We start from the raw sequence: 16,659 nt of genomic DNA, 5'->3' as shown, positions 1-16,659 counted from the left end.
CAAAAACCTGATTTGGCAACTTTGGAAGCTGCGAAATCAGGTTTGTTTGATAAGATATAACAAATAAAGAGTTTCCTTATGATGCAAGTTTTTCGTTTTTTCATTCCATTCAAGTGTTTAGCCCCGCTTAGCTCCGCCAACAACGCCATACCGGAACAATACGCGGCGGCCAAACCAGTTGAATAAGCGATCCGTGAGAAACCCCATAAAACCTAAGGAGATTAGGCCAACAAAAATCCAGTCCGTCCGGAAAAACAGCCGTGAGTTCCAGATCAAATAACCTACACCCTCATTTGAAGCAATCATCTCTGCACCGATAATGGCCATGTAGGAAGTTCCCATTGCCAATCGAATCCCTGTGAAAATGTATGGTGTCGTAGCGGGGACAACAACGTGCAGCAAAATTTGCCACTCATTTGCTCCCATACTACGGGCTGAACGAATCTTATCTTCCTCTATGGACAGAACACCCGTCAGCGTATTCAGTACAACAATGAAAAATGTCGCATACATGATCAGTGCAATTTTGGATTGTTCCCCAATGCCGAACCAAACCAGGAATAATGTAATGAAAGCAATCGGCGGTATAAAACGAATAAAATTAAGAAAGGGTTCGGCAAACAGCCGAATGATGTGAACCTTACCAATAAGAAGCCCTACCGGAATGGCGATGACGCTTCCCAGTACCCACCCGGCCAGTACACGCGTAAAGCTAATCCCGATATACTGCATCAGCGTACCATCTGCAATTAATTCGCGGGCACCCTGCACAGTATCCCATGGACCAGGGATCACGTCCGGCCCATAGAGCAATGCGCCTAGCTGCCATATCAGGATGACTGTAACCCATAACAGCGGTACAGACACCCATTTTTTCTCCAACCATTTCATGGTCCAGTTCACCTCAGTTATTCTTCAAAATGGCTTTGAATCTGATCGTACAGGGTGTTAAATTCAGCCGATGCAATATTTCTCGGATAAGACTGAACGTTATGGTAAATATCCGTTATATTCGACGAAGGACCCACCGACATGATTCCGATCCGTTCACCGAGCAACAGCGCCTCCTGGATATCATGGGTAACAAAAATGACGGTCTTATGTGTTTCCCTCCAGATATTCACCAGTTCCTTCTGCATGACTCTCCGGGTCATGGCGTCCAATGCCCCGAAAGGTTCATCCATGAGAAGAATCGACGAGTCATTGGCCAGTACCCGTGCCAGTTGGACCCGCTGCTTCATGCCTCCCGACAGCTCCTTCGGAAATTTCCCTTCATGGCCCCCCAGCCCCACAAGCTGGATGTATCGATCCGAAATCGCACGCCGCTCCGACTTGGCCACCTTGGACATTCGAAGCCCAAATTCAACGTTCTCCCTTACGGTAAGCCACGGAAAGAGAGAGGAATCTGCCTGTTGGAACACCATTGCACGATCCCTACCAGGTCTGTCGATCTCCTTGTTATTCATTTTAAGCTGTCCGCCCGACTTGGAGATAAACCCCGCGATCATGTTAAGTAACGTTGACTTTCCGCAACCGCTGGGACCAAGCAGAACGAAGAATTCGCCGCCCTTGATCACCAGATCAACATCCTTAATAATGTAATGCACTTCTCCATTTGTCGGAGCGTTGTAGGTTTTTCGAAGCTGTTCGATATGAATGGTGTGACGATCTGCAGGTAAGGACATAAGGACACCTCCAATACGTTTTAGGTTATTCGGTATATGTTACTTTATCGGGCAGTGCCTGCTTCAGGAGTTCCAGGTTCAACTTGCCTTTAAGATCGAAGTCCTGCTCAATGATCCCGTTATCCACCATATATTGCTTCTGTCCTGCCAAACTGTCATAGGCTTCCTGAGTAAATCCGACAACCCACGGATTGATGGGAAGATCCTTCAACGTAGCCTCCTTGGGTTGTTTTGTCTCTTTATACATTAGATCTGCTACCTCTTCAGGATGCGCTTGGGCATATGTCGCAGCTTCATCCAGTGCCACAAGAAAACCCTTTACCGTTTCGGGGTTATCCTCGATGAACTCATTGCTTGCGACCAGTCCCATGCCAAGCCTTACCGGAGTCTGGGACATATCTGTCAGCTGATGTACACCTTCGAGTGTATCGAACTTGTCAGTTAAAGCAGAGCCGATTACCCAGGTGGCATCCAGTTCTCCTTGCTTCAATGCAATGTAGGATTCGTCGAAGGCACCTTGACCAACCTGTGTCACATCACCAAGTGCCAGTCCCTGATCCTTCAAATACTCATCCCACAGATACGGAATAAACGTACCACGAATAAAACTCACTTTCTTGCCCTTCAAGTCGGCACCGGACTGAATCTCCTCCTTGGCATACAGCTTCCATGCAGCTGCTGCTTCATCCGTCGTCTGACCGGCAGAAGCAATGATTGAATAATCCCCTTTGGCCAGAGCATTCAACACAGGGAAGTCAGCGCCGTAGGCAATGTCCACCTGCTTGATAAACAGTGCATTCACGCCTTCTGCCGGTGAACCGAACGTAATACTTTCTGCATCAATACCTTGGCTTTCGAAGAAGCCTTTGGCAATGGCTACCCTGAACGTCGGGTTAGTGCTTGTATCCGCGATGCGAATCTTTACCTTGGCGGCATCACTGGCGGAGCCGCCCTTCGCTTCGGATATCGTTCCGTTTGAAGAACATCCGGATAATATGAATGTCATGGAGAGGAGCATGATCCATGCTCCCTTTAAAATGGCTGTTTTTTTCACAATATTGCACCCCGTTCGATCGTTTTATCGTTGCTAGCCTTTAACCGCCTTGTTTCCCCTCATCCGATGTTGCTACGCAAGCTGCGCCTTCAACAAACGGCAGCGTTGTCTCCACATTGACTACAGATTCAGAGCCTTTGGGTGCTGCTCCCTGCACTCTGTAGGCAGATACATCAATGGCTTCAATCGCCACCTCTTCCGGCTTCTCCAGTTGAGGAACCCATTGATATGGAACACGATACGAACGGTACACCATATTGGTATTACGCCCATCTTTGTATGGAGAAATATACTCCCACACCAGCTCGTGCTCAGCTGTTACTTCGAACAATCTGCCGTTAGACCCTTCTGTAATCAAGGTATTACCGTTAGGCAAACGCTGGGCGGAGCTGATATATGGACTGTAGAATTTATACGAATCGGTTGGGACGGAAAACCCTGCTTCGGCAGATGTGTATTGCCACACTATTTCCAACGTCAACGGGTCAATCTCAAGCACGCGCGAATGATCACGAACAGCATGTTTCAAGCCGTATGGAGAAGCCGGATTCGGAAGACCATAACCTGCCCATCCTCCATTATCAAACACCAGCAGATTCCCCTCACCCGGCAGACCTTGAGGAATGATATGTGCATGATGCTGTCCGATAATGGTGCCGATATGCTTCGCTTCAGGAGAGGAATAATCCGGGCCCAGTTTCCATACAATCTTGCCGCTCTGTCTGTCCGTAATGGCAATTATGTTGGCTTCTCTAGCATCCCATATGATGTTATCCGGGTTAAAACGCTCGTCTCCCGCTTCATAGAACCGGTTGGGGCCAACATAGGAAGCTGAGTTTATATGCAGCCAATCACCTACACCGCCACCAAGGTGACCAAATGAGCGCGTGTTGGGATCACGGTACAGTACATTGCGTGCCGCCTCATCAAAACCAAGTTCTTCAAAATGCTCGTTCGGAAGCCATTCCCACAACACATTCCCTTCCCAATCCACTTCGATAATGGCATCATCGAGCAAAGGTTTATCCGAAATTTGCGGATTGCTTACGTTTTTGTGAGCCAGTATCAATGTCTTGCCTCCCTGCGTTTTGGGAGCAAGACCAGGTGCATAGTAACCTACCGGATTGCCCTCACGCTGATAATCATGGTGCTGGCGGGCGTACCACAATGGTTCGTACCCCGGATCTTCAATATGCTCATAGCTGTTGTATTTCCACACGATGTTGCCTTCCCAATCCACTTGAACCAGATCTACATTATCCTGAATACCAAACTTCGGATCTCTTCTGCCTGTGCTTCCGAGCACATAACCGCCTGGGAAAATCTTGGCCGGAAATCCGAGCAGACCTTTCCACAAATGAACTTCCTTACCGTTCATATCAATTAATACAACGCCTTCTTCACCTGCCTGATATACCGTGTAACCACCCCAAGCTTTTTCCGGATTATACAGCGTTGCTCCTGTTGGATAAATTGTTGAATGTCCCATCGTTCTCATCTCTCCCTTGGATTGGTTTGTTGATTTTCAGTGCTGGTCAAACGTTAGTAACTGAGATAGTTGCTCTTCCCGGAATTCCCCTTTTGCTTCTGTTCAAGGACATTGTCAACGGACGGATCTCTATCGTCTCTCGTGTTGCTCTCCGCCAGCTCCAGCAGTGTGTCTGAGAACCCTTCCAGATTCGCGATCACCCGCTCATAAAATTGGCTTTGCAGTTCGAGCTCCGCTGCTGTAAACCCCTCAAACAGAAGCGTGATACATCGGGCACCGATATTGCTGTTGCGGTCATACATCTCCCGGCCTTTAGCGGTAATGTCCAGCAGGACTGTCCGGCGATCGTCTTCCTTGCGTCTGCGGATCGTAAGCCCCTTTTTCTCAAGCTTGTCAGTTAATGCGGTTATGGCACCGGAAGTGAAGTCGAGCTGTTCAGCCAGATCCCCCAGCCGCTGTTCTCCTTCTCGAATAATTTTATGCAGGATGAGCATGCCCGGCAGGCTGATGCCTTCCACCGTTATGCGATCCCGCTCCTTGACGAATCGCCTGACCATTTTGCGAAACAGCCAATCCGTTTTCTCCAACGCATCCCAATCTCTCTCGCTCATTTCATCTCCTCCTATCCAATCGAAACGTTAGCCAGTACACAAAAAGGCTCCCGAAGACATTCCATATGGAGTAGTCCCGGGAGCCTTTGGTGGTCCAATCAGCTCGCATCTGTATTCAATTTATTTCACTGTTCATTTAATGAGTGTTAAAATAATTGAGATCATCATATAACCAACTAACCCAACCTGTCAAGTAAGAATTAGTAAAAATATTCAAACTTTCTGCGGGTTAGGATTTATTTATCCGAATTTAAGTTTCACTTCAGCTTCCCCGGTTAAACTAATCTCAGCTCAAAACATCAAGACTAAGCTACGATCCCATTCGTACTTTAAAACAGAAATGAGGTTGACAAGAATGAACATGAAACGCGTTATGTTTGTGGGAACGATGATTGTAACCATGTCCTTTGCAGGAACTGCCTGGAGCAAATCAGCCATTTCCCCGATCCCTTTAACGGAGTGGTCCATTGTAAGTATAAATACCAAGGATGAGAGTAAGGATGAGCTGATGAACGCACTGAATCAATCCTCAGAAGAAAATCTGTATCAGGATCTCTACGCAGGCAAGTCGCTACAAACGATTGCCGAAGAAAATGATGGGGATTTCAATCAGGTCGTGGCTTTGCAGGTCAATCAACTCAGACAGCAGCTGGATGACCGTCTGGCAAGTAGAAGTATTAGCGAAGAGCAGTACATGGCACAACTTGCGGAGCTGGAAGAACTCGTATTAGAGAGTGCTACCACCTCGTATGAGTGGGCATAATTTCGTACCACCTGTGTGTTCATTTATATTTATGGGCATGAAAAAAGGAGCGGTTTCCCGCCCCTTCAATAATTTCCTGTTTATTTGATGCGGAACAGATCAGCTTATTTCACTGCTGCAATGATACATTTCCCAACAGATTGACCATCCCAAGCGAGTTCGAGCACATCACCGTCTACGGTTGGTCCCACTCCCTCCGGAGTCCCGGTGAAAATGACATCTCCTTCGCCAAGACCATAATGCTGCCCTACATAACCAATAATGTGTTGAAGGTCAAAAATCATGTTGCGAATGTTGCCTCGCTGAACTTCAACCCCATTCTTGGTCAGCGTAAAGTCTTTGTCAAGCAGCGCTTCTGTTCCGGAAAATGCCTGAAAACCACTTACAGGTGCGGAATTTTTGAATCCTTTGGCCGCGGTCCACGGGTGGCCTTTCTTCTTGATCACGGTCTGTACATCACGTAATGTAAAGTCGATGCCAAACGCGTAAGATTCAATCAAATCCTCCAAAGCAACACTTGGTTCATAACTCCGGCCAATTTGAACGACCAGTTCAGCCTCATAGTGAACTTCCCCTTGGGAAGCAGGCAGTTCGATCGCCTCTCCGTTCAAGGGTACAACCGCATGGGAAGGTTTCATGAAGATCATCGGTTCATCCGGAACCGCGTTACCCAACTCCTCCGCATGAAGTCTATAATTGCGTCCTACACAGTATACGTTGCGAATATTTGAGAGCATCGGGATATGACCACCTTTATCGGATTCTTTAACAAATATGAAGCATATGTTTTCGGTTAAGTAGCTACGACCTATAATATTCTGATGCTATGTGTAACCTTGCAATTATAATTAACCCTGGCGTCTATACCTGATTGCTCGACTTCTGCAATGCCTGATGCCAAGCGTCCGGACGATTCGTGCACAGCATGAGTTCAGGGTCGATGGCCGCCAAGCGCTTCATAATGGTTTTGTCATCTACAGTCCAGGCCATAACCTGAATGCCATCGTTCTTCATTTCACGCATCAGCGATTTATCCACATTCGTGTAACCGATGGAGAGGAAGCCACAACCCAATTGACGCAGTCTGGCTAAAAGATCTCCCGGGCGTGCATCAATGATGAGACCGGTAGTGATCTCGGGTGCAAGTTTCTTGGCTTCGGCGAGCGCAGCAGGTTCAAATGAAGTAAAGACGACTTCATCCTGCATATTTCTTTTTCGTACTTCCTCAATTACGGCTGCCGGCAAGCCCGGATACATGTCTCCTTGAGTTTTCAACTCAATATTCAGACGTACCTTCCCCTTGCAGCTGTCCAGGACTTCACTTAAAGCTGGAACGCGCTCCCCCGTATACTCCTTGGACTTCCAGCTCCCTGCATCCAGCTTCTGGATATCAGACCAATTCGTCTCTCGTACAAGCCCTTCTCCATTGGTCGTCCGGTTAAACGAGAAGTCGTGAATGACCACAGGCACACCATCACGAGACAATTGTACGTCCAGTTCGATCCACGTTACATAGGGCTGTTCCATGGCAAGCCGAAAGGCTGCCATTGTATTCTCAGGTGCTGTGGAAGAAAATCCACGGTGCGCTACACATAGGTTGCTCATTTATTTCCCACTCCTTAGACGTTTTCATTCTTGTATCAGCTTGTTGAGGCCACACCATCCGCATCAAAACGAATGCCCGGTGAAAGCCGAGTCATTTGCTCCAATAACAGCTTGTTGGCTTCACCTAACATTGGAATCGCCTGGCCGAGTCCCGCCTCATACGGGATGACTTTCATGCTGCATTTCGCTTCCGCGCTGCATTCTGCCTGGAAAACAGCAGTTTTCCAGGTTTCTTCTGTTGTTGATTTTGAGAAAATAAAATTCCCTGTGCTGTACGCGATCCACTTGCCCTTGTAAAACTCCACTCCCTGCAGCACGTGCGGATGTCCACCAATAACGAGATCCGCTCCCCCATCCACAAACTCATGTGCCAGCCGGGTCTGATCTTCATTGGGTGTGCTTACACGTTCCTCTCCCCAATGCGCTATCACGATGACGAGATCCGCCTTCTGACGAGCTTCCTGAATCGCACTTACCGCTCCTGTGGAATTGTAGGCTTCGGCCACTCCCGCTCGGTTGCCTTCTGCCTTCCAGCTCGCTTCAGGCACAACCCGGCTGAAGCCAAGCAGCGCAATCTTGATGCCTTTCCGTTCCAGATACGCTGGTGCATAGGCCTCTTCCTTGTTCATACCAGCTCCAGTATGAGCCATGCCATATTCCTGAAGATAAGTTAGCGTATCCACAAGACCTTCAACGCCCTGATCCAAAATATGATTGTTGGCCAGATTTACAGCGTCAAATCCAGCATCAGCCATTGCTGCCAGTGCTTTTGGCGAAGATTTGTAAACATAAGTCTTGTCTGCGGCAGCCGTCCCGCCCAGAGTTATGGGTGTCTCCAGGTTGCCTACGGTCAAATCGTCGTTGTTGAACAGACTGCCAAGCTTCGCAAAAGGATACTCGTAGCCGTTCTTATCCAGCAATTCGGCCACTTTACCAGAGAATTGAATATCACCAACAAAATTAATGGTCACATTCTTCCCTGAACCTGTAGGCAGCGGTACTGTCGTCTTATTGTCCGAACTGTCATTCTCCTTCGGATCGGAGGGTTTGGCCGTTTCCGTTCCTTTCGACCCGGATTTTGACTCCTGTTCCGATTTCTTTCCACCCGAACCTGTCGGTTCACTGCCGGATGAAACGCTCTCATCTTCAGGTGTTCCGGTCTCGGGGCTGTTCAATCCGGAGTCTTCCGGTTTCACATCCGAATCCGCTTCAGGAGATTCAACCTGCTCTCCGCCCTTGGCATCCTCGCGATCAGCCGGTTGTTGCTCCACTACAGCTTCATTCGTCGCTGGCTCCGCTTGCTGTTTCTGTATCCCTGCTGCGTAAAATATGCCTACCCCTCCGATTGCAGCAATCAGAAACAGATTGATCATCCAGATGATTCGTCTGCGAGCACGTTTTTCTTTTTTCTTTTGATTACTTCGATTCGATCTTGGGGGATACATAGGCAGCTCCTCTTCTTCTACAGCAATCCTTTATCATTATATCAGGCATATCCTGGATTTCCATCACTCAATTCACATGAAACCAAATTTCCTGCATCACCAATGGATGCTTCCCCGCATAAAAAAAGACTGCCTCTCCTGCAGATAAAGTTTATCCGCAATCAAGACAGCCTTAAGTTAATTGAATTGTTGTGCAGCCAGCTTTTGCACCGCCTGAAGTGACATTTCTTTTGCCTGTTTGATACAGTCCGGTAATCCGACACCTTCATAACCAGCACCTGCAATGTAGACGCCCGGCAGCTTGCTGCCAAGTTCCTCACGCAGTGCCGCAATATGCTGAAGATGGCCTACCGGATACTGCGGCATGGATTTGCGAAGACGGGTAATCTCCGAGAAGATCGGAACGGCTTCCACACCCATGGTTTCCCGCAAATCCTTGAGCACCAAATCCGTCAGTGCATCATCGGGAAGTTCCACGTTCTGCTCATCTCCCGAACGACCGACATAACAACGCAGCAGCACCTTGTCGTCCGGACTGGTGTGCAGCCATTTGGTCGATGTCCAGGTACAGGCTGTAATATTCCGGCCTTCCTTACGCGGAACAAGGAAACCAGATCCATCAAATACATGTTCAATATCCTTTTTCTCAAAAGCTAATACCACATTGGCTACGGACACGTAATTTATTGCGTCCAGCGCGGATGTGTCCACATGGGGTTTCAACAGTTCAGATGCTACATACGTTGGGACTGTAATGATCACGTCATCCGCATCCATTCGCTCACCGCTACTGAGCTGCACACTGTATCTGGCGTGGTCACCCGTCTGAACATCCAGCGATTGTACAGATGTATTCAGTCGCTGATCCACATCCTGCATATCGTGGACAAGCGCATGAACAAGGCTTTGAAGTCCCTGACGAAAATTCAAAAACGCGCTTTTCTTCGTTCCCGTATGCGTCTCAGCAGGTTTCCGACCTGTCATCATGCCGCGGATCAGACTGCCATAATCCCGTTCCACTTCACCAAATTGCGGGAATGTCGCCTGAAGGCTCAGACGCCGCATATCTCCAGCATAGATTCCGGCGAGCAGGGGCTCTGTCAGGTTTTCCAGCACTTCCGGACCGAGACGGCGTTCAATCATGTAACCAAGGGATTCATCCTCCGTTGAACGACGAGGTGGGATCAAAAAATCCATCAACGCACGCAGCTTGCCCGCAGGAGAAACCAGTCCGCTTCTCAGAAACGGCTTTAACTCTGTCGGGATACCCAGAACGAGTCCGGCAGGCATTGGATGAAGCTTGCCGCGCTGCATGATATACGTTTTCTTCGATTCCGGATTTTGGCTAACCAGTTCATGATCGATTTCCAGTTCTTTCGCCAGATCAATCATTGCGGTTTTGCGAGCCAGAAAAGAATCCGGTCCCTTTTCGATAACAAATCCATCCCGGTGCAGCGTTTCAATCATGCCGCCCATGGACGAAGTTTTCTCAACTAGGGTAATCTGCGGTTCAATCCCGGCTTCCCGGTAGTGTTTTCGAATATAAAATGCCGCGCTAAGGCCGGTCAGACCTCCGCCTACGACTACGACACGACGTTTCTGGTCTTCCATTAGACTTCCGACCCTTGCTGCCATTTGCTGATAATGACGTCACTCAACGTCTCCATGTAGAGAGGATCACTGTTGAGCGAATCAATCCGCATCAGACGCATGTCGATCTCTTTGGCAATCGATTTGGCTTCGATATCCAAATCATACAAAACTTCAAGGTGGTCAGATACAAACCCAATCGGTGCGACCAACACGTCCTCAACCTGTTCGCGGGACAAATCCTGAAGCGTATCCAGAATATCGGGCCCGAGCCAAGGCTCAGCTGTACGTCCTGCACTTTGCCATGTAAACTGCCAGTTGCTGATGCCTACACGTGATGCAATGACTTCAGAGGTTTCGAGCAATTGCTGTGGATATGGATCACCCAATCCCACGATTCGCTCCGGCAGACTGTGAGCACTGAACAGCACCCGTACATCACCGCGCTTAGCCCCAGCTTCTTCGAATTCATCCAGCTTGGCACTAACGCGGGAAGAAAGGGCCAGAATCAGCTTCGGATGCAAATGGTAACTCTCGACAAAGAACATCTGAATTCCCAATTCCTCCGCTTTCTCACGAGCACGCTTAATATAGCTGCCTACACTCATGGTTGAATAGTGGGGAGCGAGCACGATACCAATCGCTGTCTGAATCCCGTCCTTGGCCATCTGTTCCACGCCATCCTCTATGAACGGATGTGCATGCTTCAGTCCTTGATAACAACGAAACTCCACCCCGTTTGCACGGTCATCCTTACTCAACGTCTCCTGAAGAGCTTTAACCTGATTATCTGTATTCTCACGTAGAGGGAAAACTCCCCCAACGATCGCTTCATAACGATCCGTCAGTTCCTTCAGTTGTTCCGGCTCAGGCGGTCGGCCTCTCCGAATATGTGTGTAGTACGCTTCAATACTTTCCATATTTTCAGGTGTGCCATAAGACATCACCAGTACACCTACGGTATTAGTCATTGCTAACCGTCACCCCCGTCTTTAAAACTTCTGCAGAATATTCATGGATATATGCCGTGAGTTCTCTCAACTTCTCCAGAGAAGCTTCCGGGAACAAACCATGCCCCAAATTGAAAATATAACCTGGCTCTTTAATGCCTTCATCAATAATTACTTTTGCCTGCTGCTTAATCAGATCCATTGGTGCCGTCAGCACATAGGGATCAAGATTCCCTTGTACGGCAAATTGGCCACCCAGTCTTTTACGACCTTCTGTGATGGAAACTCTCCAATCCAATCCGATGACATTGGCTTGCAGATCCGTCAGGGTTGGCAGCAGTTCACCAGAGGCTACACCAGGGAAATAAATTTTCGGTACATTCAAATCGGATAATTCGGTAAAGATACGGGTAATCGTCGGCAGCACATATGTTTTGAAATCATTCGGAGAAAGCGCTCCTACCCAGCTGTCAAACAGCTGGAATGCCTTGCCCCCGTTAGCAATGTGTGCACGGACATATGTAATTACCATGTCACCTAACTTTTGCATGAGCTTGTGCCATACCTCAGGCTCACTGTACATCATCGTTTTAGTGCGAATATAACCTTTTGATGGTCGACCTTCAATCAGATAGCTGGCAATTGTAAATGGTGCACCGGCAAAAGTAATGAGCGGCACGTCCAATTCCTTGTCCAGAATGCGAATGGTTTCCAGAATGTGCGGCAGGTCGCCTTCAACGTCAATGGGACGGAGACGGTCCACATCTGCAGCAGAACGAATGGGATTATCTATCACCGGACCAATGTTTTTTACAATATCAAAATCAATGCCCAAGGACGCAACCGGATTCATAATATCCGAGTACAAAATAGCCGCATCCACACCGAGTTTACGTACCGGCATGAGTGTAACTTCAGCGGCTAGCTCAGGTTGACGGCAAATTTCGAGCAAAGAATACTTTTCCTTAATTTTGCGATATTCAGGATCATAACGCCCAGCCTGACGCATGTACCACACGGGAACACGGTCCACTTGCTGTTTGAAACTGGCTCGAATCAAACGATCATTATAGCTCATGTAAGAAGCCTCCAATAGTTTTTGGACTCATAACTCTCATTATGCCCTTTTTGAAGAGCTGTAACAACCACGTACAGATCTGTTCCGATGACAATACTATGACATTCCTTACACCCCCTCATCCATATGCCAATTATGATATAATGAAAGAATGGTGTTTTTTCCACGAATTACAGAAAGGAAGTGAAAGCACTTTGAAAACTTGGAAAGTGAATCTCATTGTGCTTTGGTTTGGACAGTTCTTGGTCAATTCGGGTATGACCATGATCACGCCTTTTTTGTCCCTATACCTCGCCAAGGATCTAGGCGTCGTCGGTGAGCATGAGATTGGCATATGGGCGGGATTTATATTTGCTGCCAATTTCCTCACTTCATTTTTGTTCCAGCCCTTGTGGGGCAAGCTGTCCGACAAGTATGGACGTAAAATTATGCTGCTGCGCTCCGGATTCGGGATGGCAATTGTAATCGCGCTGATGGGGTTTGCACAAAGCCCATGGCAGCTCCTTTTATTACGTTTGCTCAACGGGACGATCTCCGGTTTCAACCCGGCAGCCGTCTCCCTGATTTCCGGAACAACACCCAAGGATCGCATGGGTTTCGCCATGGGGATCAGTCAGTCCGGACAGGTAGCCGGCACGATTCTCGGTCCACTCATTGGTGGATTGCTTGCCGATGCCGTTGGCTTCCGACCCATTTTCTACATTACTGGCGGTTTGATCTTTGCTGCATCCATGCTCGCGATGTTCCTGGTTAGAGAAACATTTGACCGCAAGGAAGCGGCTAAATTGCCGGAACAATCGGTATTGTCCGGTTTGAAGGAATTGAACAAGTCATCACAGCTGCCCGCGCTGTTTGCCGTGACGTTCCTGTTGCAGTTTGCAATGATAAGCCCCATGTCACTCTTGCCGCTGTATGTGCAAAAACTGCATGCATCGGATGTAAACGTGGCATTCTGGGCCGGATTGGTCGGTGCCGTCACAGGACTATCCAACATGGCCATGTCCCCAATCCTTGGCAAACTCAGCGACCGCATAGGCGCACACAAGGTGCTTACCTTCTCTCTTATAGGAACCGGGCTTCTGCTGATACCACAAGCCTTCGTACAAACGGTATGGCAGCTCATTCTGGTGCGTTTCGCCATGGGTGTGTTTATGGGTGGTCTGCTGCCCAGCGTCAACGCCCTGATCCGAACCTACACCCCAGATGGCATGATCAGCCGTGCATTCAGTTTCAATACCAGTACGCTTGCCTTGGGAAACATGCTTGGAGCCGTAATCGGTGGTTTTATGGCAGGATTCATCGGCATTGAGGGACTGTTTATCGTCTCCGGCGGCCTGCTGCTAATCAATATGGTTTGGGTTCGATTTAAACTGTATAAAAAGCCTGCTCTAATCAGGGAGTCCTAATACGACCCCCCTCCAATTTAAAACGGATAACAAAAGCCGCCTTCATTGCCCCACGGGACAAAGAAAGCGGCTTTTGGCATTCCATTCTCAATGCTGCACAAGACTCTCAAATTGTATTGGATACTCCTTCACACCAAATACGAAAGCACTCTGGATTGGCTGCAGTTTCGTTTCCGAAACCAGTTTGATCCCCTGCATCTGCTGCAGAATAGTATTGAGCACGACCCTGGCCTCCAAACGAGCAAGTGGTGCACCCAGGCAGAAGTGAATGCCAAAGCCAAACCCCATATGCCGATTTGGTTTGCGATCCTCTATAAATTGTTCGGCATGCTCAAATACCTGGCCGTCCCGATTGGCTGAGCCAACCCACGAAATGACCTGCTCCCCTTCCTGAATCGTCTGCCCACTCAACTCGACCGTTTCTCTGGCTAAGCGTCCAATCGCAACAATCGGTGGATAATAGCGCAGCGTTTCTTCCACTGCTGACGCAATATGTTCCGGATGTTCGCGCAGCCGCTGCTGCAGCTCGGGTTGTTCTGCCAGAATTCGTACCGCATTGGTAATCAGGTTGGTGGTTGTTTCATTGCCTGCAGCAAGCAACAAAATGCAGAAACCGACCAGCTCCTCCTCGCTCAGCTTCTGACCTTCGATCTCAGCCGCGAGCAGCAAAGAGATTAGATCATCCTGCGGTTGTTGCCGCCGTTCTTCCATAATGGCTCTGAAATAGACAGCCAGTTCCTGTTGATTTCGCTTCTTCTCTTCCATAAGTTCCTGAAAAGCTTCATCACTGTCATCGCGCGCTCCTTTTACCAAGGCGTCAGACCAGTCCTTGAACTTCTGCCGATCTTCTGCAGGGACTCCAAGGAGTTCTGCGATCACGATGACAGGCAGCGGGGTCGCCAGATCATCGACCAGGTTCATCTGACCCTGCTGCAGATGCGGAGTAATCAACTCATCGGCAATTTCCTGGATGCGGGGGGCCAGCGCCTCAATGGCTCTGGGCGTGAACGCCTGATTAACCAAATCCCTTAGCTGCTTGTGTTTGGGCGGGTCTGTCGTGAGCATGCTGGTATTCGCACGATCACGTGCAGAAGAAAACAGCTTCGGATTTTTCAATACGTATTGCACATCCTCATAACGAAAAACATCCCAACATTTGCGGTGCTCATCATATCGGACTGGAGTATTCGAACGAAGTTCAGCGTACACCTGGAACGGAAATAATTGCTGCTCCACCGCTTTCAGTTCCCGGATCGGAATGTAATTGGCATACTTTCTGGGTGCTTGGTTCATCGTATTTCCTCCAATCGTTAATATATATTTATTTACATATTGGAACACCGTATATTATAGACTCGCCTGTCTGGTTATACAAATATTTGGCAATAATTGAGCCTCATTTCCTAGGGAGTACAGTATGAATCCTAAAAAATTCTATTTTCAAACAGGATAAAAGACTTATATGTAAAGTTTAATAACATAAAAAATATGTAAACCTTTCTATCCCCGCTTTTTCACATCGTTTCACACTTTATATTTATTCATAAAACCTCATAAATAGTTTGTTTACTCCATAATTCTACTATTGTAACCGTTTACTCTATATTATTCCTCTGTTGTCATATTAGTTAACATGAAATACAATCATTTTGAAATCAGATACATATTCTTCTAAACAAACATCACACGCTACTAACCTGAAGGAGAGTGCTAATCATGAGTAAACAGTCAAATCTTCGTCCCTGGGCAGTATGGAGCACTGCAGCACTAACTGCTCTGACCATCTCTTTATCCCCAATTGGAACCTACGCCGCTCAAGCGGCAACGGTAGAAGTGAGCGGAACAACAGGTGCAGTACAGACCACATCGTCTGCACCAGCCCGAAATACATCCATTCCTGCCGTGTCGGAATCATCCAAGCAATCCGCATTGCCTAATGTGCTCGTCATCGGAACAGGCGGAACGATTGCCGGCCAGTCCGAGGATGCGACCAGCTTCCAGAATTACAGAGCAGGTACACTTCCGATTGAGGAAATGGTCGATGCTTTACCGGACAAACAGAAGATTGCAGATGTTAGCACGCTCCAATTCGGAAACTCCGGTTCAGGTTCTTATACCATGGCCGACCTCTATGATCTTTCCCTGACCGTAGACAAGGCTCTTGCACAGTACGATAGTGTCGTCGTTACGACAGGTACTGATACCATGGAGGAGATTGCCTATTTCCTTGACATGACGGTGCAGAGTGATAAACCTGTTGTCATTACCGGCTCCATGCGCCCATGGACTGTAATTGGCTCAGACGCCCAGGCCAATCTGTATAATGCCATTAAACTAGCAGGAAGCGGACGCACCACTTCATTCGGAACGGTATTGATGCTGAATGACACGATTCAGCTCGCACGCGGTGTAACCAAAACGAATGACTATCGGACTGATACATTCGAGACGCCAATGCTTGGGGCAGTGGGTTATATTGATGAAGAGAATATTCGAATCTATCGCGCTCCTGCGCGTGCATTGAAACCTGAAGGCACAGCGAAGCCAGCATTTGATCTGAGCAAAATTACGAAGGCAGATCTGGCAAAAGTCGAAATTGCAATCTCCTATCAAGAAGCAGGCGGGGAAGCAATTGAAGGTTTCGTAAATGGCGGAGCCAAAGGGATTGTAACTTCCGGTACCGGAGCGGGCGGTATCTCCAGAGCAATGGGACAAGCCCGCACGAAAGCCGTTGAAGAGGGCGTTATTTTCGTGACCACCACCCGTACAGGTTCGGGAAGCGTGTATGGCGGCGGAAACGGCGTTATTGCGGGGGACAACCTCAGCCCTCAACAAGCACGCATTTTGTTAATGCTTGGCTTGTCGTTCAGTGATGATTTCGAAACGATCAAAACATGGTTCGAGACTTACGGCACACCTGAAGTTTAATCAAGCTCTTATACATTTATAATATGAAAAAAAGAGATGAACACCGCCCCCCTAG

The 16,659-nt window shown here is 48.2% G+C and carries 15 protein-coding genes; 3 read left to right on the top strand and 12 right to left on the bottom strand.

All coding sequences use genetic code 11. The features are described from left to right. Window positions 1-117: 117 nt before the first annotated feature. From AAIH57_RS14985 to AAIH57_RS14965, 5 genes are all read right to left on the bottom strand, one after another. Entirely contained in the window at window positions 118-891 is a 774-nt protein-coding gene (locus AAIH57_RS14985; RefSeq protein WP_175399732.1) for an ABC transporter permease, read from the bottom strand. A 17-nt stretch (window positions 892-908) separates the two neighbouring features. Beyond that, entirely contained in the window at window positions 909-1,685 is a 777-nt protein-coding gene (locus tag AAIH57_RS14980) for an ABC transporter ATP-binding protein (RefSeq protein WP_430022097.1), read from the bottom strand. 25 nt (window positions 1,686-1,710) lie between these two features. Next, a complete protein-coding gene (locus AAIH57_RS14975; protein WP_175399864.1) occupies window positions 1,711-2,703 on the bottom strand; it encodes an ABC transporter substrate-binding protein in 993 nt (330 codons plus the stop codon). Window positions 2,704-2,779: 76 nt separating this feature from the next. Continuing rightward, entirely contained in the window at window positions 2,780-4,228 is a 1,449-nt protein-coding gene (locus AAIH57_RS14970; RefSeq protein WP_430022096.1) for an aryl-sulfate sulfotransferase, read from the bottom strand. 53 nt (window positions 4,229-4,281) lie between these two features. Next, the gene (locus AAIH57_RS14965; protein WP_430022095.1) at window positions 4,282-4,839 is read right to left on the bottom strand and encodes a MarR family winged helix-turn-helix transcriptional regulator; all 558 of its coding nucleotides are present in this window, start codon (window positions 4,837-4,839) and stop codon (window positions 4,282-4,284) included. Window positions 4,840-5,194: 355 nt separating this feature from the next. Here AAIH57_RS14965 and AAIH57_RS14960 point away from each other — a divergent pair, with 355 nt between their 5' ends. Continuing rightward, window positions 5,195-5,602, top strand: coding sequence for a hypothetical protein (locus AAIH57_RS14960; protein WP_430022094.1), 408 nt, complete (start codon window positions 5,195-5,197; stop codon window positions 5,600-5,602). 104 nt (window positions 5,603-5,706) lie between these two features. On the opposite strand, the gene AAIH57_RS14955 is transcribed toward AAIH57_RS14960, so the two are convergent. From AAIH57_RS14955 to hemE, 6 genes are all read right to left on the bottom strand, one after another. Next, complete coding sequence (locus AAIH57_RS14955; RefSeq protein ID WP_430022093.1) at window positions 5,707-6,339, bottom strand: fumarylacetoacetate hydrolase family protein; 633 nt, start codon at window positions 6,337-6,339, stop codon at window positions 5,707-5,709. Between the two features lie 124 nt (window positions 6,340-6,463). Then, window positions 6,464-7,207, bottom strand: a complete 744-nt coding sequence (locus AAIH57_RS14950; RefSeq protein ID WP_175399726.1) for a glycerophosphodiester phosphodiesterase — start codon at window positions 7,205-7,207, stop codon at window positions 6,464-6,466. 35 nt (window positions 7,208-7,242) lie between these two features. Next, window positions 7,243-8,652: a CapA family protein gene (locus AAIH57_RS14945; protein WP_430022092.1), complete on the bottom strand. Its 1,410-nt coding sequence runs from the start codon at window positions 8,650-8,652 to the stop codon at window positions 7,243-7,245. A 177-nt stretch (window positions 8,653-8,829) separates the two neighbouring features. Next, window positions 8,830-10,263 carry a protoporphyrinogen oxidase gene (gene hemY, locus AAIH57_RS14940; protein ID WP_430022091.1) on the bottom strand — a complete coding sequence of 478 codons (1,434 nt, stop codon included), beginning with the start codon at window positions 10,261-10,263 and terminating at the stop codon, window positions 8,830-8,832. Next, window positions 10,263-11,213: a ferrochelatase gene (hemH, locus tag AAIH57_RS14935; RefSeq protein ID WP_430022090.1), complete on the bottom strand. Its 951-nt coding sequence runs from the start codon at window positions 11,211-11,213 to the stop codon at window positions 10,263-10,265. Before hemH ends, hemY begins: the two co-directional genes overlap by 1 nt. Next, window positions 11,206-12,270, bottom strand: coding sequence for a uroporphyrinogen decarboxylase (gene hemE, locus AAIH57_RS14930; RefSeq protein WP_430022089.1), 1,065 nt, complete (start codon window positions 12,268-12,270; stop codon window positions 11,206-11,208). The genes hemH and hemE overlap by 8 nt, the downstream gene beginning before the upstream one ends. Before the next feature lie 194 nt (window positions 12,271-12,464). On the opposite strand from hemE, the gene AAIH57_RS14925 reads away from it, so the two are divergent. Next, a complete protein-coding gene (locus AAIH57_RS14925) occupies window positions 12,465-13,676 on the top strand; it encodes an MFS transporter (protein ID WP_246311166.1) in 1,212 nt (403 codons plus the stop codon). Window positions 13,677-13,763: 87 nt separating this feature from the next. On the opposite strand, the gene AAIH57_RS14920 is transcribed toward AAIH57_RS14925, so the two are convergent. Continuing rightward, a complete protein-coding gene (locus tag AAIH57_RS14920; RefSeq protein ID WP_175399721.1) occupies window positions 13,764-14,969 on the bottom strand; it encodes a cytochrome P450 in 1,206 nt (401 codons plus the stop codon). Window positions 14,970-15,392: 423 nt separating this feature from the next. Here AAIH57_RS14920 and AAIH57_RS14915 point away from each other — a divergent pair, with 423 nt between their 5' ends. After that, window positions 15,393-16,604 carry an asparaginase gene (locus AAIH57_RS14915; protein WP_175399720.1) on the top strand — a complete coding sequence of 404 codons (1,212 nt, stop codon included), beginning with the start codon at window positions 15,393-15,395 and terminating at the stop codon, window positions 16,602-16,604. The last annotated feature ends 55 nt before the right edge of the window (window positions 16,605-16,659 follow it).

This window comes from Paenibacillus sp. MABNR03 (assembly GCF_050455445.1).
In the GTDB taxonomy this organism is placed as follows: Bacteria; Bacillota; Bacilli; order Paenibacillales; family Paenibacillaceae; genus Paenibacillus; species Paenibacillus xylanilyticus.
This window is presented reverse-complemented; position numbering and strand designations above follow the sequence as displayed.